Annotated in this window: 20 protein-coding genes, 3 pseudogenes and 1 other annotated feature; of the genes and pseudogenes, 7 read left to right on the forward strand and 16 right to left on the reverse strand. The window is 59.8% G+C overall.

The window, feature by feature from the left end; genetic code table 11:
- Positions 1–43: 43 nt before the first annotated feature.
- Positions 44–1,390, forward strand: coding sequence for an IS4 family transposase (locus AYM40_RS12515; RefSeq protein ID WP_063495219.1), 1,347 nt, complete (start codon positions 44–46; stop codon positions 1,388–1,390).
- Between the two features lie 292 nt (positions 1,391–1,682).
- Here the strand turns inward: AYM40_RS12515 and AYM40_RS12520 are convergent, their stop codons facing one another.
- The 5 genes from AYM40_RS12520 to AYM40_RS12545 all read right to left on the reverse strand — a co-directional run bounded on the left by AYM40_RS12520 (position 1,683) and on the right by AYM40_RS12545 (position 6,490).
- On the reverse strand, positions 1,683–1,979 hold the full coding sequence (locus tag AYM40_RS12520; protein ID WP_420488476.1) for a cupredoxin domain-containing protein: 297 nt from the start codon (positions 1,977–1,979) through the stop codon (positions 1,683–1,685).
- 85 nt (positions 1,980–2,064) lie between these two features.
- The gene (locus AYM40_RS12525; RefSeq protein ID WP_063496500.1) at positions 2,065–3,009 is read right to left on the reverse strand and encodes a metallophosphoesterase family protein; all 945 of its coding nucleotides are present in this window, start codon (positions 3,007–3,009) and stop codon (positions 2,065–2,067) included.
- 839 nt (positions 3,010–3,848) lie between these two features.
- Entirely contained in the window at positions 3,849–4,226 is a 378-nt protein-coding gene (locus tag AYM40_RS12530; protein ID WP_063496501.1) for a copper resistance CopC family protein, read from the reverse strand.
- Positions 4,227–4,527: 301 nt separating this feature from the next.
- Positions 4,528–5,762, reverse strand: a protein-coding gene (locus AYM40_RS12535) for an IS3 family transposase (protein ID WP_420488451.1) whose coding sequence is annotated in 2 segments (ribosomal slippage) — positions 4,528–5,474 and positions 5,474–5,762 — 1,236 coding nt in all. Because the reading frame shifts where the segments join, the coding sequence is not laid out codon by codon here.
- Positions 5,368–5,484: a sequence feature (AL1L pseudoknot), on the reverse strand. Its footprint overlaps the gene before it by 117 nt.
- A gap of 218 nt (positions 5,763–5,980) precedes the next feature.
- Entirely contained in the window at positions 5,981–6,490 is a 510-nt protein-coding gene (locus AYM40_RS12545) for a hypothetical protein (RefSeq protein WP_063496503.1), read from the reverse strand.
- 881 nt (positions 6,491–7,371) lie between these two features.
- On the opposite strand from AYM40_RS12545, the gene AYM40_RS12550 reads away from it, so the two are divergent.
- Complete coding sequence (locus AYM40_RS12550) at positions 7,372–7,725, forward strand: DUF4148 domain-containing protein (RefSeq protein ID WP_236720842.1); 354 nt, start codon at positions 7,372–7,374, stop codon at positions 7,723–7,725.
- Positions 7,726–7,988: 263 nt separating this feature from the next.
- Here AYM40_RS12550 and AYM40_RS43260 read toward each other — a convergent pair.
- A pseudogene (locus AYM40_RS43260) lies at positions 7,989–8,336 on the reverse strand (transposase); the annotation flags it as partial.
- A gap of 417 nt (positions 8,337–8,753) precedes the next feature.
- Here AYM40_RS43260 and AYM40_RS12560 point away from each other — a divergent pair.
- Both AYM40_RS12560 and AYM40_RS12565 read left to right on the forward strand, forming a co-directional pair.
- Positions 8,754–9,185: a nuclear transport factor 2 family protein gene (locus AYM40_RS12560; RefSeq protein WP_063496506.1), complete on the forward strand. Its 432-nt coding sequence runs from the start codon at positions 8,754–8,756 to the stop codon at positions 9,183–9,185.
- Positions 9,186–9,323: 138 nt separating this feature from the next.
- Entirely contained in the window at positions 9,324–10,811 is a 1,488-nt protein-coding gene (locus tag AYM40_RS12565) for a purine-cytosine permease family protein (RefSeq protein ID WP_063496507.1), read from the forward strand.
- A 241-nt stretch (positions 10,812–11,052) separates the two neighbouring features.
- On the opposite strand, the gene AYM40_RS12570 is transcribed toward AYM40_RS12565, so the two are convergent.
- Entirely contained in the window at positions 11,053–11,673 is a 621-nt protein-coding gene (locus tag AYM40_RS12570; protein WP_420488477.1) for a GNAT family N-acetyltransferase, read from the reverse strand.
- 350 nt (positions 11,674–12,023) lie between these two features.
- Here AYM40_RS12570 and AYM40_RS12575 point away from each other — a divergent pair, with 350 nt between their 5' ends.
- On the forward strand, positions 12,024–12,839 hold the full coding sequence (locus tag AYM40_RS12575; protein WP_063495601.1) for an IS5 family transposase: 816 nt from the start codon (positions 12,024–12,026) through the stop codon (positions 12,837–12,839).
- Here AYM40_RS12575 and AYM40_RS12580 read toward each other — a convergent pair.
- The 6 genes and pseudogenes from AYM40_RS12580 to guaB form a co-directional block, all read right to left on the reverse strand.
- A complete protein-coding gene (locus tag AYM40_RS12580) occupies positions 12,826–13,290 on the reverse strand; it encodes a GNAT family N-acetyltransferase (RefSeq protein ID WP_063496508.1) in 465 nt (154 codons plus the stop codon). The two genes, AYM40_RS12575 and AYM40_RS12580, sit on opposite strands and share 14 nt — an antisense overlap.
- A 398-nt stretch (positions 13,291–13,688) precedes the next feature.
- Positions 13,689–13,811 (reverse strand): annotated as a pseudogene (locus AYM40_RS43455) (nuclear transport factor 2 family protein); the annotation flags it as partial.
- A gap of 207 nt (positions 13,812–14,018) precedes the next feature.
- A pseudogene (locus AYM40_RS42465) lies at positions 14,019–14,141 on the reverse strand (Arm DNA-binding domain-containing protein); the annotation flags it as partial.
- Positions 14,142–14,363: 222 nt separating this feature from the next.
- Positions 14,364–15,947 carry a glutamine-hydrolyzing GMP synthase gene (guaA, locus tag AYM40_RS12590; protein WP_063496510.1) on the reverse strand — a complete coding sequence of 528 codons (1,584 nt, stop codon included), beginning with the start codon at positions 15,945–15,947 and terminating at the stop codon, positions 14,364–14,366.
- Positions 15,948–16,183: 236 nt separating this feature from the next.
- The gene (locus tag AYM40_RS12600) at positions 16,184–16,912 is read right to left on the reverse strand and encodes a hypothetical protein (protein WP_063496512.1); all 729 of its coding nucleotides are present in this window, start codon (positions 16,910–16,912) and stop codon (positions 16,184–16,186) included.
- A 6-nt stretch (positions 16,913–16,918) separates the two neighbouring features.
- On the reverse strand, positions 16,919–18,379 hold the full coding sequence (gene guaB / locus AYM40_RS12605) for an IMP dehydrogenase (RefSeq protein ID WP_063496513.1): 1,461 nt from the start codon (positions 18,377–18,379) through the stop codon (positions 16,919–16,921).
- A 359-nt stretch (positions 18,380–18,738) separates the two neighbouring features.
- On the opposite strand from guaB, the gene AYM40_RS12610 reads away from it, so the two are divergent.
- Positions 18,739–19,716, forward strand: a complete 978-nt coding sequence (locus AYM40_RS12610) for a DMT family transporter (protein WP_063496514.1) — start codon at positions 18,739–18,741, stop codon at positions 19,714–19,716.
- Between the two features lie 93 nt (positions 19,717–19,809).
- Here AYM40_RS12610 and AYM40_RS12615 read toward each other — a convergent pair whose 3' ends face one another.
- Together AYM40_RS12615 and AYM40_RS12620 are read right to left on the reverse strand one after the other, a co-directional pair.
- Positions 19,810–20,142: an RnfH family protein gene (locus AYM40_RS12615; RefSeq protein WP_063496515.1), complete on the reverse strand. Its 333-nt coding sequence runs from the start codon at positions 20,140–20,142 to the stop codon at positions 19,810–19,812.
- A complete protein-coding gene (locus AYM40_RS12620; RefSeq protein ID WP_063496516.1) occupies positions 20,139–20,576 on the reverse strand; it encodes a type II toxin-antitoxin system RatA family toxin in 438 nt (145 codons plus the stop codon). The genes AYM40_RS12615 and AYM40_RS12620 overlap by 4 nt, the downstream gene beginning before the upstream one ends.
- A 100-nt stretch (positions 20,577–20,676) precedes the next feature.
- Here AYM40_RS12620 and smpB point away from each other — a divergent pair, with 100 nt between their 5' ends.
- Positions 20,677–21,123 carry an SsrA-binding protein SmpB gene (gene smpB / locus AYM40_RS12625; RefSeq protein WP_063496517.1) on the forward strand — a complete coding sequence of 149 codons (447 nt, stop codon included), beginning with the start codon at positions 20,677–20,679 and terminating at the stop codon, positions 21,121–21,123.
- Positions 21,124–21,324: 201 nt separating this feature from the next.
- Here the strand turns inward: smpB and AYM40_RS12630 are convergent, their stop codons facing one another.
- The gene (locus tag AYM40_RS12630; protein ID WP_063496518.1) at positions 21,325–22,257 is read right to left on the reverse strand and encodes an SPFH domain-containing protein; all 933 of its coding nucleotides are present in this window, start codon (positions 22,255–22,257) and stop codon (positions 21,325–21,327) included.
- Positions 22,258–22,291: the final 34 nt, after the last annotated feature.

Consider the following 22,291-nt stretch of genomic DNA (forward strand, 5'->3'; position numbering starts at 1 on the left):
TTGTTAACAATGCGGATTTCGCGTTTACTCTCGGATTTTCAGCATGAAGATCCGAAACGACGCGGGAGCATGGGTGGACGAAGAATTTGAGACTCTGGATTTGGGCGATCCACGGCGAGACCGGCGCGCGAAGGAACTGATCAAACGGTTTGCCAGCCGGCCCACGGCCAGCATTCCGGGCGCGTGCGAAGGCTGGGCCGAGACGATGGCAGCATATCGCTTTCTAGGCAATGAGCGCATCGACTGGCGCGACATGATGCAGCCGCATTGGGATCGCACCACGGCGCGCATGGGAGCGTTGCCGGTGGTGCTGTGCATTGCCGATACGACAGAGCTGAACTTTAACGGTCAGGACATCGAAGGGGCCGGCCCACTCAGTTATGAAGCACAGGTGGGCATGTATCTTCACGCGACTTATGCGGTGACACCGGATCGGGAGCCGCTGGGTGTGATGAATGCCTGGATGTGGGCGCGCGAGTCACGCGATGCAAACGGCAGGCGTGGCGGAGTCAGGGAAAGTGCGCGGTGGATCGAAAGCTATGAGATCGTGGCCGAACAGGCACGGGCCCTGCCAGACGCGCGGCTGGTGTATGTGGCCGATCGTGAAGGCGACATCGCGGCGCTCATGCAGCGTGCGCAGGAATTGGGTGAACCGGCGGACTGGCTGATCCGCTCGCAGCACAACCGTGCCTTGAAGGACGAAGAAAAGCTGTGGGACAAGGTGCACGCGGGTAACGTGCTCGGCCGTATCAGTTTCGTGCTGCCCGGGCGCAGTGGCCAGAAGGCACGTGAAGTGAAGCAGGAACTGCGCAGCCAGCGCATTACGCTGCCCGGTCGCGTCAGCGTCACGCTCACCTGCGTCGAGGCGTATGAGGTGGATGCGCCAGCGGGCGTAAAGCCAGTCATCTGGCGTCTTGTGACCAACCGCGAAGCGGGTGATGCGGATGCGCTCATCGAACTCATCGACTGGTACCGCGCGAGATGGGAAATAGAAATGTTCTTCAATGTCCTGAAGAACGCCTGCCGGGTTGAGGCGCTGCAGCTCTCGCAGATGGAACGGGTAGAGAAGGCACTTGCGCTGTACATGGTCGTATCGTGGCGTATTGCACGGCTCATGCGTGTGGGCAGAACGTGTCCGGAGCTAAACGCGTCGCTATTCTTCGCGGCTGACGAGATACATGGTGCTCACGTGCTCTGCAAGAAGGCGCGTCCGAAAAAACCACCGACACTGAACCAGATGATACGGATGATCGCGTCACTGGGTGGATTCCTCGGGCGCAAGAGCGATGGTGAACCGGGCGCGAAGACGTTGTGGATTGGCATGCAGCGAGTCATGGATGCTGTGAGCACCATCCAGATCTTGCGCGACGGCTACGACACTTCTGTATAACGAGATGGGTATAACCCGGCCCAGGGCGACGACGTTGACTACCCCGCCGACATTCAGGCCGCGGAAGCAAAGGTTGCCGCCAAACATCTAGCGGAAAGAAGCGCAGTGATGGGCTTGGGGCAGACCGGGCAGACGAAGCCGACACCTTGAGTCGGCGCAGTGTCACAGTTCGGAACGTGATAATCCGTGCTGCGCACCGGCATAGATAGTGCGCAGCGCAGAGCTCCCCCTCGCGCCTCCTTCCGGTCAGTTGCTCAACCTCTGGCGGCATGAATTCCGGGAGAGAGTGCTCCTACTTGACGGTAATCGTCTCTTTCATATACGGGTGAATTCCGCAGAATATCTTGTAGACACCGGGTTTATCGAACTTGAACTGAAAGGTGTCGTTCTGATCGAGCGCGCCGGAGTGAAACAGGCCGGCATCGTTGACAACCGCATGCGGTTCGCCATCGAGATTTTTCCAGGTCACGGTCGAACCAGCCTTGACCGTGAGGGACATCGGCGAAAACATGAAGTTCTTTATCACGACTGCGTTGGCCTCCTGCGCCTGCGCGACGGTGAACTCGGAAGCGAATCCCGACATCAGCATCCCGGCGGCGAGTGAGACGATGAAGGCGCGACGAAAGAAAATGGTTCGCATGATTAGGATCCTTGTGGGTGGGTGGTGTCCGGAGTCAGGCGAGTGTCGTGTCGCTAAGTGTCGCCTTCAGCGGGTGGCGCGCGATCTTGATGCTGGTCACGCCAAGCATCCTCGGAAGCTGATCGCTCGCCACCGTCAGCGGCATGGGGCCGGAGCCATTGCCGGCCGCCGGTTGGGGATACGCCGTCGAGCGCGCCGTATGGAAGGTGATGTTGCCCTCCACCTTCGACACGATCTGATGGATATGCCCGTTCAGGACGGTGACCGAACCAAAGCGCTTCAGATAGCTCATCGCCTGGCCTGCATCGCCGGTGCCCCACCCCCACGGCTCGTAAATCGTCCACATCGGCATGTGCGCAAAGACGACAATCGGCGTGCTGGACGAGCGCCCCTTCAGATCGTTCTCCAGCCAGGCGAGCTGGTCGTCGCCCAAGCCGCCCAATCCATTCGGCTTGAAATGCATTACGTTGACGAGCCCGATGAAGTGCACGCCCTTGTGGTCGAAGCTGTAATAGCCTTTATTGTCCGAGGCTTGACCGAAGCGGTTGAAGTATTCCGTCCCTGGCCCGTCAGTCACATCATGTTCGCCGGGCACGGTATGCAGCTCGGTGATATTCAGGCCCGACAATAATTGGGCCGCGAGGTCGAACTCTGCCGGCTTGGACAGATGAGTAATGTCACCTGTGTGAATCGTCAGCGCCGGCTTGACCGGCATGGCGTTGACAAAGTCAATCGTCTGCCTGAGCGTACCGGCGACATCCGGATTGGCTTCCTTGTTGAAGCCTATATGAGAATCGCTGATCTGAAGGAACAGGGGAACACCCGAGGCAACTGACGAATCCTTCGCTGTGGCGGCGAGGGCTAATTCCACCGGCGTGAGAATACCGCCGGCCAGGACAAACACGGTGCCTACGCCACCGAAGGCAAGACATTTCAACGCGCCGCGGCGCGACGGATCGGATGGAAGATCAGACGACATAGTGCCCTCTCGACTAAGGTTCAGGAGGTAGACCGCCGGATTATCCGACGGGCCTCCAGACTGGATTCAATGCATAGACTGCCGGGTCATCCGTTTTATTCCAGCCCGCTGCACATTTCGAATTTGGTCGTGGGGTCGGCGCAACCGGTTCGCGCCCTGGTTGGTTGCGGTGGCCGCGCACCAGGATCGCATTGCCACGCACGTAACCGCGACGTGAGCAGAATCGGTGACCAATACCGATCGGCAGCCTGATGCTGACGAGCCGACTGCGAACTGATTTTGTTGTCGGCCAAATGTGTTTTATTGAAGTTGCGGGAATATCCAGCGACGAAACAGCGTCTACTCATTGCATATCGAAAAGCGGACTGAGGTCTGCAATGAAGGAATTTTCAGTGGTCGTCCGTTCTCTGGCTGTTCTCGATTCGTCAGGTGCATTTGCGCAAGTCAAGACCCGCGCGGAGGTTTCCAGATGAACTGATCGAGGTACTGCTGAACGGCCCGAACAATGTCACCGAAACCTCCTACCCAGACGTTAAACCGATCTTCACGGAGCAGGATTCACGCATGAAACAGGCAGCGCAATTTGAGCGCGTCCTCGGCATGCCGGAGTTCATCGGGCAGTCTTCACCCCACCCTTCAGCCCCGACTTTTCGGGCGTTACGGGCCGACTATTTGCCCGCTTCTGGCCTCTTATAGGTGCACCGATGTCATCACTCATCTGCATCCGCGATCGTCGGCGCTTTCATCGCGGGCCAATTGCGCAAGGGACTTGAGCGCCGAAGATTGCAGAAAGAATCACTGAACTCCAAATGCAAACACAACGCCAGGCAAGATCGCCGCTATTTGACCGTGAAGGTGTATTCGGCTTCCGTACGATGCCCGTCGGCGGCGACCGCAACCCACGTGACCGTATACACACCGGGCGTTAGCTGGTTCAGCAGCACCGACATGTGTTTCGGGTTCGACGAATCGACCATCGCCTTGCCAAGCGTCACGGACCTGCGCTTTGCATCCGTCACCGTGATCGCGCTAAATGCCGCTTCGAGTCCGTCATCGAAATCGATCGACACCTCCCTGGGCGAAACAGACATGCTAGCTCCAGGGGGCGGCACCTGACGTTTTGGATAGACATGGGCGTTCGCCAGTTGCGCGATCGCGAGACTCAACGCGGCGACGACGCCGCGTGCAGTGGAGCCATTCAGGAAGGAGTTTTTCATAGATGTATCGTCAATCTTGATCAAGGCATGGATCGGGTCTGCGCCGCGTCGTTACCGCCTATTAGCGCATTCTATTCCGCTTGAAGTTTGGCTTCGACCCGTTGTTGCCCGCCTGAATGTCGGGGGTGGTATGGATCGTCACCTGGAGAAGGCGCGATATCCGCGCTCACTTCAGCTTTTCGAGTTCGTAAGTAACCTCTGCACGCGTTATATGAAGTGCGCCGAACCCCAGCGGCATTTACGAGTACACAGTTCGATGCTGCCAACTGAACCGCCCCGAGAATCGTGGAGGCTGGTTGGTTTAAGTTGATGCCGGCACAGCGATGGTATTGCTGAATTGCCGGTAGTAGTTTGCCTCAGCTTCAGCGGGCGGGATATAGCCGAGAGGTTCCATCAGCCGATGATGGTTGAACCAGGCTACCCATTCCAGCGTCGCCAATTCGACGGACTCACGCGTTTTCCACGGCGCACGACGATGAATCATTTCTGCCTTGTACAGCCCGTTGATCGTTTCAGCCAGCGCGTTATCGTAGCTGTCGCCCCTGCTGCCAACCGACGGCTCGATGCCTGCTTCGGTCAGCCGTTCGCTGTAGCGAATGCTGACGTATTGCGAACCTCTATCGGAGTGATGGATCAGTGTTCCGTCATTGTCCGGCCGTCGAGCGTACAGCGCCTGTTCAAGTGCATCCAGAACGAAGTCCGTGGTCATCGACGAGCTGACGCGCCAGCCGACAATGCGCCGAGCAAACACGTCGATCACAAATGCGACATAAAGCCAGCCCTGCCACGTCGAGACGTACGTGAAATCCGAAACCCAGAGCTGGTTCGGCCGGTCAGCCTTGAACTGACGGTTGACCCGGTCGAGCGGGCGTGGAGCCGATACGTCGGGGATCGTCGTGCGAACTCGCTTTCCACGCCTCACACCGCGCAAACCCTGTTGCTTCATCAGCCGCTCGACGGTGCAACGTGCCACCGCGATACCCTCCCGGTTCAACTGCTTCCAGACTTTGTCTGCGCCGTAGACCTGCATGTTGGCCTGCCAGACTCGCTTGATTTCCGGACTCAGAAACTCATCGCGTTTCGCTCGGGCACAGCGCCGCGACGGATCGCGAAGCTGTGCGGCATGACGCCGATAGCCAGACGGGGCAATCCGCAAGACCTTGCAGATCGACTCGACCCCGAAGGTGTCGCGATGCTGATCGATAAAGGCCTTCAGGACTTCAGGCGGCGGTCGAGTTCCGCCTGGGCGAAAAATGCGCTCGCCAGCTTCAGGATCTCATTGGCACGGCGCAGTTCCTTAACCTCACGCTCCAGTGCCGTGAGGCGCTCACGTTCCGACGTCGTGACGCCCTCACGCTCACCGCTATCAACTTCTTCTCGCTTGACCCATCCCAGCAGCGTCTGGCTCGTACAGCCGATCTTAGGGGCGATGGATTCGATCGCTGCCCACTGCGAGGGATACTCGCCCCGATGCTCTTGCACCATGCGCACAGCACGCTCGCGGACTTCAGCAGAAAATTTGTTCGACTTGTTCATAGCTCCATTTTCTCAAGAATTGGAGCCTCCACCAAATCCGGGGCGGTTCAAACAGCGCGGCGTTCACAATGAGCGAATCAGGTATGGATAGCATGATAAGTCGGTTCAACGAATTCGATTTTAAGTCAAGACTCCTTGAGTAAACGAGCGTCTGAGATTGGCTGCGGGATTGACCCGGCCGCATGACGCTCTGCATCGATGGATGACATTACGCGGCGTCACGGAAACGCCGGAATCGTCGGGTCCGTTCCCTGGATGTCGGCCTCGGCGCGACGCAGCTTGATCACCTCCTCGATTTCTTCGGCGCGATCTTTCACCACGTCGACCATCATCAGTAGTTGGCCTTTTTCTATAGCCTGTTCAAAGCGCTTGAGCCGCGTATACGGTACATCGACGCCAATCATCGTCGCCGTCCATGCACCAAAGCCAGCGCCACAGAGCGTGATCGCCACGACCGCGCCGCCTGCAATCGTCAGGCCAGCCGGCGGGAACGCCAGTGCGACCAGTCCGGCCAGCGTCCCCGTGAGGCCGCCCATCGCCACCCCTCTCGCGAGGGCGGGCAACAGATCGCTGCGTTGCGCCAGGGTCGCTTCTGGCAAATCCTCGAGCGCCACATTGTGATTGGCAATCACGTGGATATGTCGCCACTCGACCCGCAATAACAGAAGTTCGTTGATAGTCATCTGTGCACTATGCACATTCGGCAATAGCAAATAGATACGTCTCATGTCCTTCTCCCGAACGGTAGTTCACCAGTCCCGAAGCATCGGGATGGGTGTCTTGTCCATACCGCAACTCGAGCAAGGTTATTCCCGAAGGACTGGCATGTTGGTAACCGACCGGAATAAATCGCGCGTACTTGCGGTCTGATTCGGGTTCAATGATCTAAGTCCCGTTGCATGCTGTTGCAAGAACATAAGCGAACTATGCGCTCTTGCTGATTGCGCACATCTCCGTCGCGTTGAAACACAAGTTCATCGACCGCGACGGCGTTGCTGGACGCATGGGAATTTGATCTACAGGAACTTCGCAGGACGCGCCCACTCCCGGCATCCTTCGAGATTTCCGTCAACGTAGGCAATGGTGCGACATCGAATTCACAGTGACTGACGAATCGCTTGTGATCTCCGTCACCGCTGCACGGAAGTTGATTCGTTGGCTCATGTTTAATAATCGAGTTCCTCGCGAGACGGCTTTATCGTGAGGGTTGGGTAGGCATGTTCCATGGCAGCAGCGAGGCGTTGTCGTCAGCCATTTTTTTCTACCCCCCCGGCAGCTTTGGGAATAAGCGGCGCCCGCTCCCGGTATACCGTAGTGTGAGCACGCGTGATTAAGACTGCAGCGTTCCATCCTCTCACATTGAAGCGAGCAGAGAAAAGGGGAATGCGGTATCCAACGTTCTGGAGCACTGGATTCCGGTCGGTTGCGATGCATACGACGAGAATGTGTTTATGCCGTGGATCAAGGAATCCTTACAGCAGCGAACGGTGGCTTTGCTTCGAACCTGTCTCCGACGGTAAGGCCTCTACGACGCACCTCGTCCGACGGAACCCGGTTGAGTTTTCCGCGCGCTTCATGATGCAGAACCAGAAACTTCCAGTCATTTATATTGGAGTCCAAAGTGAACAAGCGAACCATCGTTTTCTCCCTGATTCTCGCCGCCGCAGCGGGCATTGCGATCAACGCGCAGGCTCAAGAAAAGACTCGGGCGCAGGTGCGGCAGGAGTTGATTGAAGCCGAACGCAACGGTCTGAATTTCGTGAGTGATACGTCGTACCCCGACGTTGCGCCGATCTTTGAACAGCAGGTCGCGCGGCTCAAGCAGCAAAACGGCGACAGTGGGATGGGTGTTGCAACGACAGGCACTAGCGATGCCGGCCACATCAAACAAAAGACGGCCCCCTCAGTTCCGTCGACCTGCGTCGGACCTGTCAGCTTCTGCGATATTTTTTTCGGCTCTTGAGCCACACGCCACCGTGCTACGCTAGAAGTGGTTTCATAAACGCCCCGTGTTAACTTCTCGCGTGCCGTGTTAGCTTGCCTGGCATGGCATGGCATGGCACGACGAGAAAAACTTGTAGAAGAGCAAGGGTACGAAGCTCATGGTTTTTTCAGATGCTCATGATTTTTCACTCGCCGTGCACACGTCCTCTGCTAGCCCACATGAAGTTACCCTTGTCGAAGCTACACTCGATGAAAACGCCACGCCGGGAGAGCCCTGACGAATTATTGGGGATCTTGCCGATGACAGTGATCCGCTCGATGAAAAGCTTGCGCAGGGAGGCGTCGAACTGATCTCCCCGTACAGCAGCAGCCATTGCAGGATGGTCGCGCGCTGAGTTGATACCGGCGCCGATGGAAGATCAAGCGTATGTTCGCATGGCTCAACAAGAGTTCATCGCTGACACGCGTATAGCGTGAGAGATAGGCGAGCACTGCTTCGGGACTCGCGAACGGACGCTTGGTATTCACAAACCATTCGGAGGCGCGCCGCGGCGCGAGCCACTGTGCAAATGCCGCTCGGTCAGCGAGCTGCGCATACTCGCCGAAGAACTGGAGTCGCCCGCGCCGATGTCGTGCATGTCTCATGCGTGCGTGACCCGGATCGTCGGGCGCGAAGATGCAGACACGGGCAAAGCCGGCCCCTTTGCCGACGCAAATCGGACGAGGCGGCGAAGTCAACCGTCAATCATTGTGGTCAGGCCAGGCCAGCCGCAGGGGTCACATCGATCGCGATGAATGTTGACTTCACGAATGCCAAATTCTTTGCAGAATATTTACGCTCTAGCATCAATCCATTGACCGCGTTAGTCACGCGAACTGGCCAGTGTCCCTAAGCGGGCCAGCTTGTCTCAGCAGCACGCCGTTCCAGTTGATTCCCGGTAGCGCCATGCATCGATCGGCGGCATCGATTCAATGCCAATGAAACGGTTGCTCCGGGCAATTGACTTGCCCTCCACCCACTTTGACCGACCGATTGGAGCTGACTCCTTGAGCGAGACCGAACAGCAGGTACTGGCCGCAGCCGACATATTGATCGATGCATTTGCGCGGCATGACCGCGACGCCTATTTCGCGGCCTTCGCGCCGGATGCGACTTTCCTGTTCTATCACGTTACCGAATCCTTGCCTTCGCGTGTGGCGTACGAAGCGCTCTGGCACCGCCTGGAACAGGAGCAGCAGTTCGCAGTGCTTGGTTGTGAGTCGAGCGATCGCTCTGTGCAGCTGGTTGGCGAATGCGCGATTTTCACGCATGCGGTGCGCACCACCGTATCGACGCGCGCGGGCCGCGCCACGCTTGATGAGCGCGAGTCGATCGTGTTTGCGCGGACTGGCGGAGGGTGGCTGGCGGTCCATGAGCACCTGTCGCCACTGCCTGCCCATGCGGAATCGGATCAGACGCTTGAGGACTCGGCAGCATGAGCTCAGCGAAGACGAACGTGTCCATGCGGAGCGACGCAGTTGCTCGACGGCCAGGGTGCCTTCCAGGAAATTCAAGCACGTAATAGCCGCGGGGTCAGCGCCGCTTCCAGTAGTCTTTGCCAAAAGCGAGAAAGGGATATGAACAGCAACAACACAACGACTTGGGATCCCGCACCGGCCGCCGTGCCGCCGCATCGGGGTGGCATCGAGACGCGCTCGATCGATTATGTTCCGGAACGTGAACGGCACGGCCGTGTAGCCGGACAGGGGCCATTCTGGTTTCTCGGCAACTTCCAGTTTTTCACCATCGCGATCGGGTTCGTCGGACCGGGCATGGGACTTTCGCTCGGCTACACGGTGCTGTCGGGTACGCTCGGCATTCTGTTTGGGACCCTGTTCATGGCGTTTCACGCATCGCAGGGCGCACACCTCGGTTTGCCGCAGATGATCCAGTCGCGCGCGCAGTTCGGTTATCGGGGTGTCGTCGTGGTGTTGCTCGCTACCGCCTTCACGTTCGTCGGCTTTAATGTTGTCGATACGGTGCTGATGTCGAGCGGACTGAAGGGTATCTTCGGATGGTCGCCAGTAGCCGTCACGATCGGAACCGCGCTGCTCGCATTGGCGCTCGCCGTGTACGGCCACGACTGGCTGCATCGGGTGTTCAAGTGGATGCTCGTCGCCAGCCTGCCGCTGTATATCGTGCTGTCGCTGGCGATCATGTCCGGCGCGGCGGGCGGCAAGGTCGATCATCCGGGGGCGTTCAGTATCGTCGCGTTTGCCGCACAGTTCGCCGCAAGCGCGAGCTACAACATCACCTATGCACCCTATGTCTCGGACTATTCGCGCTACCTGCCACGCGAAACCCGGCCGCGTTCGATCATCGCGGCAGTGTTCATCGGTGCGTCGGTGTCGGCAATCTGGCTGATTGCGCTCGGTGCGTGGCTGGCAACCCGGCTCGGCGCGTCAGATGGCCTCGTAGCGCTGTACGGCGCGGGCAATGCGGTGTTTCACGGATTCGGTGCGTTGATCTCGCTGGCATCGATCGGCGCAATGGCCGCGACGATGGGGCTGAACGCGTACAGCGCCATGCTGACCATTGTCACAGGACTCGATTCCTTCTGGCCGGTGAAACCAACGCGCTCGATCCGTATCGTCACGCTAATAGGACTGACCGCGCTGTGGATGATCATCTCACTGGCGTTGACGGGCAATGCAATCGACATCCTGTTTGCCGCGCTGACGATCATGCTGTATCTGCTGGTGCCATGGACGGCGATCAACCTGGTTGACTATTTCTTTGTGCGTCGCGGCGAATACGCGATTACCGATTTGTTCACGCCGGGCGGGATTTATGGGGCGTGGGGCGTTCGTGGGCTGCTGGCTTATGCGATCGGATTTTTTTCGACGATCCCGTTCTTCGTGTTGCCGGGTTTCTATACCGGTGCGATCGCGCAAAAGATCGGTGGTGTCGATATCGCGTGGGCGGTAGGCCTGGTAGTGTCTGCGGTGGCTTACCTGTTAATGACGCGCTCGCTTGACACTAGCGCTGAGAAGCCCGCGATTGAAACCAGCGAAATCGAATTGGCTTCCTTAGCTTCCCGCGCGCCAGAGGCTGCGGGCGTCTGATGAGTGACAGGTTGTGTCGACACGAGCGTGGGCGGGTGGCCGCGAGAGGCCATTCGCCTTTGAACAAAGCCATCATGATGATCGCGTGCACGCCCGAGGGGCCGTTGTAAGGGCCGGAGCCGCCGTTCGGACATCCTCGCCATAGCGCGGACCAACGGCTGGAGTTGGCCGGTCTCGGAAAGCTGACAGATGGACGATCGAGATGTTTCGCCGTGGTGCGGGACCGCCTGCCCGGAAGATCCTAGATAGTCGTATTTTGTGCTTCCGCTGAGCGCATGAGCTTGTCTTCCAGCGTTGCTTTCACGCCGGACCATTCGGTATCGATGATGCTGAATCGCACCGAATTGCGCTTGCGGCCATCAGGCATGATCCGCTCATGGCGAACGATACCTTCCTGTTTTGCACCGATGCGCAATATTGCAGCCCTCGACTTCTCGTTTAGCTCATCGGTCGTGAACTGCACGCGGACACATTGCATTACTTCAAATGCGTATTTCAGGAGGAGGTATTTCGCCTCCGTGTTTGCCGCCGTTCGTTGGACAGACTCGCTCAGCCAAGTGTGACCGATTTCGAGTTTCCTATTGGTCCGGTCGATCTTCCAAAAGCGTGTGCTCCCAATGATGCGGCCGGTATCACGAGCGATAACCACAAACGGGACGACGTGACCTTCCTGATGTCCCCGCAATGCCGTAGCGACGTATGGGTCGATAGTCGACGGCCCCGGCACGACAGTCACTTTTAAATTCCAAAGCTCGCCGTCTGCCGCAGCGTCGAGGAGACAAGGCGCGTCTGCAGGTTCAAGAACGCGAAGATCAATGGTCTTGCCAACGAGAGTCAGTTGAAGTGCTTCGGTCATAGCCATGGGTGAAGTGTTGATCGGCGATGCGCCGCGACGTGCCGCCTGCTCGACGACGTCGACATCGCGAGTTGCGATCAAGTAGCGACAACCAACCCAATTGTCAGCGATCTCTCGCCTGCCGTCGAGCGGCCGGTACTGGCCGAGATGGAATGGACATGTTCAGCTTGAACCTTGCCAGGCTTCGATCGGCAGCACGCGCCCCGAAGCGGACTGACGGGCTTCCCGATTGCGGCCATTCAGCCAAACGTTTTGCCGACTGCGGGCGGCAGCAGTCGGCACGGGATCAAGCTACGCTAGGGCAACGCGCTTAGAGGGTGTTAGGCACTTTTCGCCAGACCTGGTACCCTGGCGGAATGACAGAACGCAAGCCATACCCGACAGATGTCTCGGATGAAGAGTGGAGCTTTGCCGCTCCCTATCTAACGTTGATGAATGAAGATGCTCCACAGCGGCGGTATGAACTGCGCGAGATGTTCAATGCGTTGCGCTGGATGGCGCGGGCGGGTGCGTCGTGGCGTATGCTGCCGACCAATTTTCCGCCATGGGAGTTGGTCTACCAGCAAACGCAACGCTGGTTGAACGCGGGCTGCTTCGAGGCAATGGTCAGTGATCTGCGATCCGTAATTCGGGTCGCGCAGGAGCGTCAGGGCCAGCCCAGTGCGGTGATTCTGGATGGGCGCACTCTGCAGTCCACCTGCGAGAGCGGACCGCGCGCGGGTTACGACGGTCATAAGCGCAAGCGAGGCAGCAAAGTCCATATGGCTGTCGACACGTTAGGTTTGTTGCTGGCGGTGCACATCACGCCGGCCAACGAGCAGGAGCGCGCACAGGTAGCCGAGCTTGCCCGTCAGGTTCAGCAAGCAACCGGTCAGACGGTAAAGCTTGCATTCGCTGACCAAGGCTATACCGGTGATACGGCTCGACAGGCTGCGCATGACGAAGGCATCGAACTGCAGATTATCAAACTGCCAGAGGCAAAGAAGGGCTTCGTGCTGCTGCCGCGCCGATGGGTTGTCGAGCGTAGTTTCGGCTGGCTCAACCGGTTCCGGCGACTGGCGCGAGACTACGAACGTCTGCCCGAAACGTTAGCCGGCCTGCACTTTGTTGTCTTCGCCATGCTCATGCTTGTACATGTCGCGCCGGCTGTCCAGGTGCCTAACACCCTCTAGTCATTGGCACGCAAGCCAATTCCAGTCCGCGCGACGTTCGGTACGTCGAAATCGCATCCCCCGACCAACCACAATAACGATAAAACGGTGCCGCGTTCAGCGTGGCATCGAGCCGCATCGAGGCAAGTCCGTGATCGCGAGCCAACGCTTCGAGTAACTGCAGCATCTTGCGCCCAATACCGCGCCCCATGTGAGACGGCCGGACGAAGATGGCGTCCACTTGCCCGCTTGCGACGGTAAACATCCCTGTACCAACGACCAATCCTTCATCGATGGCTACGTAAAAGTCGCGTTCGACAACGCTGGCCCATTTGTCGGTCGGCGAGCCATCAACCCACGCTGACAAGGATGCTTCTGGATAATATTCGGCGCACGCAGCAAGTACCGAAGCCTTGCGGATATCCCACGCATCGAGCACATCGCCACTGCTAGCTTTCCGTATCGTCAGCATGCCGCGCTCCTCAGCGCGATCTGCCAGGTCCAAGCGTCGATAGGACTCAGAAGATCGGAAACACATACTTTGTCGTGCATGCAACCACTCCTATTTGTGCCAATACAAAACGGAGCGATTGAAAAGACACGGCCCCGTCATGACTGGCAGGGCCGTTGAGGAAATCTATGTGCGATGTATGAACGTCACGATTCCCACGACTCGCCAGTGGCGGTCATGGTGCACATCATGAATTTGCACGCGTCGTGGTCCATGACCGGAGGTTGCCGTTCTAGAGCGAAGCTGTCAATAGCGCTTCGGAAATTGTCACCGATTCAGGCAGTCACCACGAGCGGCTCAAATTGGCCCAGTTCGCGCCGGTGGTCTAGCCGGCACAACGCCGGCGATACGCGGTCACCTACTCGATGCGCTCGATTGGCAGGGGCAGCATATGATTCCGGCCAATATTCAACGATGCGAGTGATTTCGCCGGCTTCAACTGAGAAAAACGATACGGCTCGCGCGGACATAGATCCATCGGTATGCATCATCCCATGCGGGATAATGCCGGCCGATGGCGGCGAGCAGTGTCTCCGGCGTCGTCGGCCTTTCGCCGGTCGCAAGCGCCATGGCGTCGTAAAGCCCGGCAACAGCGTCGCGTTCGACGCAATACACGTCGGCCCGGTCACTGCCCAGATAGTCGCGATCGTACCGGTCAAAGACCAGCGTGCCGTCGTCGCGAAACTGGAGTAGTCGTACCGGAAGCTCACCGCGCCTGACGGCGTCACTGCCGCATATAGCCCCCGTTGATCGGCAACCTTGCAGATCTTCTTGGCCGGCTTCAGCGCTCGCAACTGCATGTCTGTGAGCATAGGGGACTCCTCGAACGTATACCGTCAACCGATACCGTCAGACTGATTTGACGGTATCGGACAAGGCCGTCCGAGGAAGAAATGTCGGCACCGTCACCGATACCGACATTTCCACCAGGCATTGCCCGGATCACAGCAGAACACACCGGACAATAACCTCATGTTTTTAAACGAAAAACATGAAAAACCAGTCCTCCCGGAACGACTTGGGAGCAGTCTGAATCATTCCCACTCGATGGTCGCAGGCGGCTTCCCCGAGATGTCGTACACCACCCGGTTAATCCCGCGCACTTCATTAATGATGCGGTTCGACACATGCCCCAGCAATTCGTGCGGCAGATGCGCCCAATGCGCAGTCATAAAGTCCAGCGTCTGCACAGCACGCAGCGCGACGACATACTCGTAGGTCCGTCCGTCGCCCATCACGCCGACGCTCTTCACCGGCAGGAATACCGCGAACGCCTGGCTTGTCAGGTCGTACCAGGACTTGCCGGTCTCCTTGTCAATGAAGGTGCGCAGCGTCTCGATGAAAATCGCATCCGCGCGGCGCAGCAGATCGGCGAAATCGCGACGCACTTCGCCGAGAATCCGCACACCGAGACCCGGGCCCGGGAACGGGTGGCGATACACCATGGCCGGCGGCAAACCGAGCTTCACGCCGAGTTCGCGCACTTCATCCTTGAACAGTTCGCGCAGCGGTTCGAGCAGCTTCAGATTCAGCGTCTCCGGCAGGCCGCCCACGTTGTGGTGGCTCTTGATGGTCTGCGTCGCCTTCTTGCCCTTGCCGGCCGATTCGATCACGTCCGGATAGATCGTGCCTTGCGCGAGCCACTTCGCATCGGTCAGCTTGTTGGCTTCGGTCTGGAACACTTCGACGAATTCCGCGCCGATGATCTTGCGCTTCGCTTCCGGGTCGGTCACACCGGCCAGCTTCGACAGGAACACTTCGCTCGCGTCGACGTGAATCACCTTGACGCCGAGGTTCTCAGCGAACGTCGCCATCACCTGCTCGGCTTCGTTCAAACGCAGGAGGCCGTGATCGACGAACACGCAGGTCAGCTGATCGCCGATCGCGCGATGCAGCAGCGCCGCCGCCACCGACGAATCCACGCCGCCCGACAAGCCCAGAATCACATGCTCGTTACCGACCTGCTCGCGGATCTTCGCGACGGCTTCGTCGATGTAGTGGCCCATTTCCCAATCGGGATTCGCGCCGCAAATCTGCAGCACGAAACGTTCGAGCATCGCGCGGCCCTGCACGGTGTGCGTGACTTCCGGGTGCCATTGCAGACCGTAGAAATGACGCGCCTCGTCAGCCATCGCGGCAATCGGGCACGATTCCGTCGAGGCCATCAGCTGGAAGCCCGGCGGCATTTCCAGCACCTTGTCGCCGTGGCTCATCCACACCTTCAGCATGCCGTGACCTTCCGGCGTGGTGAAGTCGTTGATGCCTTCGAGCAGGCTCGTATGGTTGCGCGCACGCACTTCGGCGTAGCCGAACTCGCGCAGGTGGCCGATGTCGACCTTGCCGCCGAGCTGCTCGGCCATCGCCTGCATGCCGTAGCAAATACCCAGCACGGGCACGCCGAGTTCGAACACCGCTTGCGGCACGCGCGGCGTATCCGTTTCGGTGACCGAGCTCGGGCCGCCGGACAGGATCACGCCCTTCGGCGCGAAATCGCGAATGAACGACGCATCGACGTCGTACGGATGAATTTCCGAATACACGTTGGCTTCGCGAACGCGACGTGCAATCAGTTGGGTGACTTGCGAACCGAAGTCGAGGATCAGGATCTTGTCATGCATGGCAGCGGACGGAGTCAAAAGTGAACGGATATGGGATGCCGCGCATGAAGCGCGGCGTTGAATTCAAAGCAGTCCGCGTGGGGACGATCGAGCATGAAGCGTGACGATGAAGCGCGCTGGGCCAGCGGGCGCAGCAGGCACTCACCTGCTGCGCGCACGAACGGAATCCGGTAGCTTCGGCAAACGTTCTGGCGCTCGAGGCGTCCGCCCTGAGTCAGCCATGAATCAGCCATGAGTCAGCCATGAAACGGCGGACGCGGCGCACCAGGCGCATCCGCGGCGGCGTTGCGTGCGTCGTCGCGCGCGGCCGCAGTCTCAGCCCGTGCGGCGCGTTCAGACGCGGTCAGCCCGGGTTCGGCGACCACCGGATGAAGCGGCGCCGCCGAAACAGGACTCACGGGCCGTGTGACCGGCATAACGGGCTCGACGACCGGTTCGGTGCGATAGGCCGGAAAGCCCGCCGTCACCCGACCGGAATCGCGCTTGTTGGCAGCATCTTTCGCGGCATCTTTGGCGGCCTGCTTTTCGGCACGCTCGGCAGCAGTGGCTTCAACCAGCCGCACCTTTTCACGCCGCCGCACCGCGCCCGACAGCCGCACACCGCCGAGGCCAACCACCAGCAGTACGACCCCGGTCAGCACCGCGATGATCTGCCCGAAACCGGTCAGCGCCGGCGTATGCAGCCCAAGCAGCCAGACCAGCATCAGCACGCCGGTCAGCCAGTTCACATGGCCGACGACCTTGGCCACCGTCGACGTAAGCGCGCCGTCGATCGACGCGTGCAAAGCAAGCCACGCGAGCCCGATCAGCGCCACGCCAAACCCCTGGCCGACCAGAGCCGGCTGGGTTTGCACCAAAAGCAGCGCGTTGTACAGCGAAGTCCAGGGCGTCAGCAGAAACAGCAGGCCGAACGCAAGCAGCAACAACGCATCAAGGATGAGCACAGCGCGCAGCAATGGCTTCATTGGCGTTTAGTCCACGTGGTAGTTGGGCGCTTCCTTGGTGATCTGCACATCATGCACATGCGACTCGCGCAAGCCCGCGCCCGTGATCTGCACGAACTCGGCCTTGTCGTTCATCTCCGTGATCGTGCGGCAACCGCAGTAGCCCATGCTGGCACGCACGCCGCCGATCAGCTGGAACAGGATCGCGTTGACCGAACCTTTGTAGGCGACGCGGCCTTCGATCCCTTCCGGCACCAGCTTGTCGATGTTCGCGGAGTTGTCCTGGAAGTAGCGGTCTGCCGCGCCGTCCTTCATCGCGCCGACCGAACCCATGCCACGGTACGACTTGTACTGGCGGCCCTGGAACAGGAACACGTCGCCCGGCGCTTCTTCGGTGCCGGCGAACATGCTGCCCATCATCACGGAGTTCGCGCCGGCTGCCAGCGCCTTGCTGACGTCGCCCGAGAAACGCACGCCGCCGTCGGAGATGACCGGCACGCCCGAGCCCTTCAGCGCTTCCGATACGTCCGAGATCGCAGTGACCTGCGGCACGCCCACGCCGGCGACGATCCGCGTCGTACAGATCGAGCCCGGGCCGATACCGACCTTCACGGCATCCGCGCCGTATTCGACGAGCGCCTTAGCCGCCGCGGCGGTAGCGATGTTGCCGCCGATCACTTCGACATGCGGGAACGTCTGCTTGACCCACTTGACGCGCTCGAGCACACCCTTGCTGTGGCCATGCGCCGTGTCGACGACGATCACGTCCACGCCCGCCTGCACCAGCAGCTCAACGCGCTCTTCGTTGTCTTCGCCCACGCCGACCGCCGCGCCTGCGCGCAGCTTGCCGTGTTCGTCTTTACACGCGTCCGGGTGTTCGGTTTGCTTGGTGATGTCCTTGACGGTCATCAGGCCGCGCAGTTCGAATGCGTCGTTGATCACCAGTACGCGCTCGAGGCGGTGGCTGTGCATCAGCGCCTTGGCTTCGGCGAGCGGCGTGCCTTCCTTGACGGTGACGAGGCGCTCGCGCGGGGTCATGATGTTGCGCACGGGCTCGTCCAGACGCTCTTCGAAGCGCAAGTCACGGTTCGTGACGATGCCGACCAGTTGCGCGCCTTCGACAACCGGGAAGCCCGAAATGCCATGCTGGCGCGACAGCGCGATGACGTCGCGCACCTTCATTTGCGGCGGCACGGTGATCGGATCGCGCACGACGCCCGATTCGAAGCGCTTGACCTTGGCAACTTCACGCGCCTGTTCGGCCGGCGTGAAATTCTTGTGGATGATACCCACGCCACCCATTTGCGCCATCGCGATCGCGAGACGGGCTTCGGTGACGGTGTCCATGGCGGCGGACACGAGCGGCATATTCAGGGAGATGTTGCGGGTCAGCCGGGTCTTGAGGCTGGTGTCGCGCGGCAGAACATCGGAGAAAGCCGGGACGAGGAGCACGTCATCGAACGTGAGTGCTGTTTGGATCAGACGCATGGCAAATCCTATAGGCGCAAAAGCGAATTATACGCGATACCTCCCCGGTTTTCACTGCACTAACAGCAGCTTAGCGAATTTCGGGGGATTTTTTTCGTGACTTCAGGCCCTTCGATTTCGCTTTCACGTTCGCCTCGGGTTCGATCCGGTTTCGTATGCGCGTTCGGGTGCATGGAGGCGCCGCCCGGTTCGAGCGAGGGCAATTCGGAGGGCTTCCACGCCGCCGAGCCACCGCGCGGCAGTTAAAAAGCGCCTGAACACACCGGATAAAACCGCAGGAATGCAGAATCAAACAAGACGCCCCGCCCGCCAAACGGCTATTCTGCCGACCATTCCAGTTTTTCTTGCAGGGGCAGTCGATGCAGCGCGGTGTGGCATATGGAGTAATGGCCGGGGCTTTATGGGGCATGGTGTTTCTGGTGCCGCGCGTGCTGCCCGATTTTTCACCGCTGCTGCTGAGCGCGGGCCGCTACACGATGTACGGCATCGTTTCGCTGGCCGCCGCGCTGCCGATCGCGCGCTCGCTCGTCAAACGCCTGACCCGCGAAGATCTCGGCGCACTGGTCAAACTGGCGCTGGCCGGCAACCTGCTCTACTACCTGCTGCTGACCGCAGCGGTCCATATGATCGGCATCGCGCCGGCATCGCTGATCGTCGGCGTGCTGCCGGTCACGGTGACGCTGCTCGGCCGGCGCGATCATGGCGCCGTGCCGCTCGCCCGCCTCGCATGGCCGCTTTCGCTGGTGGTGGCCGGCATCGCCTGCATCAACATCGACGTCTTCACGGTAGCGGACAGCACGCCAGTGAGTATCGCGACGAAGCTCCTCGGCCTCGCCTGCGCGGTCGGCGCGCTCGCCTGCTGGACCTGGTTCGCGGTCGAAAACGCCCGCTATCTGCAGCGTCAGACGCATTTCAGCGGCAATGAGTGGTCGGTGCTGTGGGGTGTGGTGACCGGCGCGCTCGGCGCAGGGTTGTGGCTGGCAGTCGCCGTCATGCCGTCCGGCAGCCTGCAGGGGCCACTCGGCGACGAGCGCTGGCACACCTTCTGGATGCTGAATCTGGGCCTCGCCGTCGGCGCGTCATGGCTCGGCAACGGGTTGTGGAATGCCGCGTCGAAGCGGCTGCCGCTCACCCTGTCCGGCCAGATGATCGTGTTCGAGACGCTATTCGCGCTGCTCTACGCGTTCATCTACGACCAGCGCCTGCCGCGCCCGCTGGAAACTGCGGCGATCCTGCTGCTGGTGGCGGGGGTGTGCTGGTCGGTGCGCCAGCATGCGGACGACGATACGCCCGGCGCGGCGTCGATCGAGGAAAAGGCGCAGCCTTCGGTGCATTGAGACGAGGCACCCTTGGCGCTGCCACGGTCACGGCCACGGCCACGGCTACAGCCACAGCCACAGCCAGAGCCAGAGCCAGAGCCACAAGACGACCTAGCGCGAATCCTTGTTCTGCCAGCGGCGCCCTTCGATCGAGCCCGCTTTGCGGGTCTTCTCAACACGCCGTTGGCGCGACAGCTTCGGATCCACCAGCAGCGGCCGGTAAATCTCGACGCGATCATGGTCGGCGAGTACCGTATCCAACGGCTTCAGCTTGCCGAACACGCCGACCTTCTGCGCGCCCAGATCGATCTGCGGATAACGCCGCAAGATGCCGCTCGCTTCGAGCGCCTGCTGCAGCGTGGCGCCTTCCGGCAGATCGACCACGATCAGCGTCTGCTCATCAGCAAGCGCGTAGCAGACTTCAATCGACAAGCGCGCGCTCATGCCTTACCGTAGCGCTGGTCGGCGCGCTTCACGAACGATTCGACGAAGGTGTTGGCGATGTGACTGAACACCGGCCCAATGATCTTCTCGAGAATGATGTTGGTGAATTCGTAGTGCAACGCAAATTCGATCTTGCAGGCATCCGCACGCAAAGGCGTGAACCGCCAGAAGCCGGTGAATTTGCGAAATGGGCCGTCCGCGAATTCCATGTCGATGCGCGTGGGCCGCTCCATGCTGTTATGCGTGGCGAAGTGCTGTTTGATGCCCTTGAAGTTGATATCGATCTTCGCCTCCATGCCGGTTTCGTCCTGGCGGCGGATTTCGACTCCCCCGCACCAAGGCAGGAAGTTGGGGTAATCGGCGACGTCGGTCACGAGGTCGAACATCTGTTCCGCCGAATGGCGGATCAACACGGTTTTCTGGACATCTGCCATAAATTGAACAGCGCGTGGCAAGGGTGGACAAGCGCCGCGGGCTTTCCTTGCCCCGCTTTGCTAAAATCGTGATTTTAAACGAGTTGGGCACTTTCCATTCATGAGCATCATTGACAACAGAAAAGCCTTCTACGACTACTCGGTCGAAGAACGCTACGAAGCGGGGCTCGTGCTCGAAGGATGGGAGGTCAAAGCCCTGCGCGCCGGCCGCGGCCAGATCAAGGAAGGCTACGTGGTCATCAAGAATAACGAACTGTTCCTGATCGGCACGCACATCAGCCCGCTGCCCGAGGCCTCGACCCACATCCACCCGGACCCGGTGCGCACGCGCAAGCTGCTGCTGCATAGCGAGGAAATCAGCAAACTGATCGGCAAAGTCGAGCAGCGCGGCTACACGCTCGTGCCGCTGAACTTCCACTACAAGGGCGGCCGGGTCAAATGCGAAATCGGGCTGGCCAAGGGTAAGAAGCAGCACGATAAGCGCGAGACCGAAAAGAAGCGCGACTGGGAACGCGAGAAGGCGCGCCTGATGCGTTCGCCGTCGTGATCGCAATCACCGGCTTGAGCGGCGAGTTTGGCCTGCGAGTTGGCCTGCGAGTTGGCCCGATTCGCGCCGCGTGATGCGCGGATTTGCCGCGCTTTGCTGCCCAGCCGGCTTACTGCCAAAAGCTGCGATTCAACGAATACTCAACAAAAAATGGCCCGCAAAATCAGCGGGCCATTTTTTCGGCAAGAAAGCAAAAGTCAATCAGCGCACCTCAGTCGCGCCCTTCCCCTTGCTCACGATCGTCAGCGCCGACGCGATCATCGAACTCATATCCGCCAGGTTGCCCGGCACGATCAGCGTGGTACCCTGCTTCGCCAGGTTACCGAACGCGTTCACGTACTGCTCGGCCACTTTCAGGTTCACTGCTTCCATCCCGCCGTTCGACTGGATTGCCGCAGCGATCTTCTGAATCGCCTGCGAGTTAGCCTCAGCCACCGCCAGAATCGCCGACGCCTGCCCCTGCGCCTGGTTGATGGCCGCCTGCCGCTCGCCTTCTGACTTCTGGATTGCCGCCTCACGGCCACCGGAAGCGATATTGATCTGCTCCTGCTTACGCCCTTCGGATGCCGCGATCAGCGCGCGCTTCTCGCGCTCGGCGGTGATCTGCGCCTGCATCGCGTGAAGAATTTCCTTGGGCGGCGTCAGGTCCTTGATCTCGTAGCGCAGCACCTTCACGCCCCAGTTCGACGCCGCCTCATCGAGCGACGACACGATGCTGTGGTTGATGAAGTCACGTTCTTCGAAAGTCTTGTCGAGTTCGAGTTTACCGATCACCGAGCGCAGCGTGGTCTGCGATAGCTGCGTAATCGCGAACACGAAGTTGCTCGAGCCGTACGACGCCTTCATGGGATCGGTGACCTGGAAATACAGCACGCCATCCACCTGCAATTGCGTGTTGTCGCGCGTAATACACACCTGGCTCGGCACTTCGAGTGGGATTTCCTTGAGGATGTGCTTGTATGCGATCCGGTCGACGAACGGAAACGCGAAGCTCAAGCCCGGTGTCAGCGTACGGTGATAGCGGCCGAGCCGCTCCAGCACCCACGCATGCTGCTGCGGCACGATCTTGAGCGTCTGTGCCGCCAGCACGATCACGATAATCAGCAACACCGCCCCGACGATGGTTGAATCCATTACTGCCCTCCGGTCCGTAGTTCGAATAGTTGTG

Source organism: Paraburkholderia phytofirmans OLGA172 (assembly GCF_001634365.1).
Taxonomy (GTDB): domain Bacteria; phylum Pseudomonadota; class Gammaproteobacteria; order Burkholderiales; family Burkholderiaceae; genus Paraburkholderia.

Excerpts from the sequence above, each read along its gene's own strand:
- AYM40_RS12515 (WP_063495219.1), top strand. The coding sequence starts at position 44 with ATGAAGATCCGAAACGACGCGGGAGCATGGGTGGACGAAGAATTTGAG.
- AYM40_RS12520 (WP_420488476.1), bottom strand. The coding sequence starts at position 1,979 with ATGCTGATGTCGGGATTCGCTTCCGAGTTCACCGTCGCGCAGGCGCAG.
- AYM40_RS12525 (WP_063496500.1), bottom strand. The coding sequence starts at position 3,009 with ATGTCGTCTGATCTTCCATCCGATCCGTCGCGCCGCGGCGCGTTGAAA.
- AYM40_RS12530 (WP_063496501.1), bottom strand. The coding sequence starts at position 4,226 with ATGAAAAACTCCTTCCTGAATGGCTCCACTGCACGCGGCGTCGTCGCC.
- AYM40_RS12545 (WP_063496503.1), bottom strand. The coding sequence starts at position 6,490 with ATGAGACGTATCTATTTGCTATTGCCGAATGTGCATAGTGCACAGATG.
- AYM40_RS12565 (WP_063496507.1), top strand. The coding sequence starts at position 9,324 with ATGAACAGCAACAACACAACGACTTGGGATCCCGCACCGGCCGCCGTG.
- AYM40_RS12570 (WP_420488477.1), bottom strand. The coding sequence starts at position 11,673 with ATGGCTATGACCGAAGCACTTCAACTGACTCTCGTTGGCAAGACCATT.
- AYM40_RS12575 (WP_063495601.1), top strand. The coding sequence starts at position 12,024 with ATGACAGAACGCAAGCCATACCCGACAGATGTCTCGGATGAAGAGTGG.
- AYM40_RS12580 (WP_063496508.1), bottom strand. The coding sequence starts at position 13,290 with ATGCTGACGATACGGAAAGCTAGCAGTGGCGATGTGCTCGATGCGTGG.
- guaA (WP_063496510.1), bottom strand. The coding sequence starts at position 15,947 with ATGCATGACAAGATCCTGATCCTCGACTTCGGTTCGCAAGTCACCCAA.
- AYM40_RS12600 (WP_063496512.1), bottom strand. The coding sequence starts at position 16,912 with ATGAAGCCATTGCTGCGCGCTGTGCTCATCCTTGATGCGTTGTTGCTG.
- guaB (WP_063496513.1), bottom strand. The coding sequence starts at position 18,379 with ATGCGTCTGATCCAAACAGCACTCACGTTCGATGACGTGCTCCTCGTC.
- AYM40_RS12610 (WP_063496514.1), top strand. The coding sequence starts at position 18,739 with ATGCAGCGCGGTGTGGCATATGGAGTAATGGCCGGGGCTTTATGGGGC.
- AYM40_RS12615 (WP_063496515.1), bottom strand. The coding sequence starts at position 20,142 with ATGAGCGCGCGCTTGTCGATTGAAGTCTGCTACGCGCTTGCTGATGAG.
- AYM40_RS12620 (WP_063496516.1), bottom strand. The coding sequence starts at position 20,576 with ATGGCAGATGTCCAGAAAACCGTGTTGATCCGCCATTCGGCGGAACAG.
- smpB (WP_063496517.1), top strand. The coding sequence starts at position 20,677 with ATGAGCATCATTGACAACAGAAAAGCCTTCTACGACTACTCGGTCGAA.
- AYM40_RS12630 (WP_063496518.1), bottom strand. The coding sequence starts at position 22,257 with ATGGATTCAACCATCGTCGGGGCGGTGTTGCTGATTATCGTGATCGTG.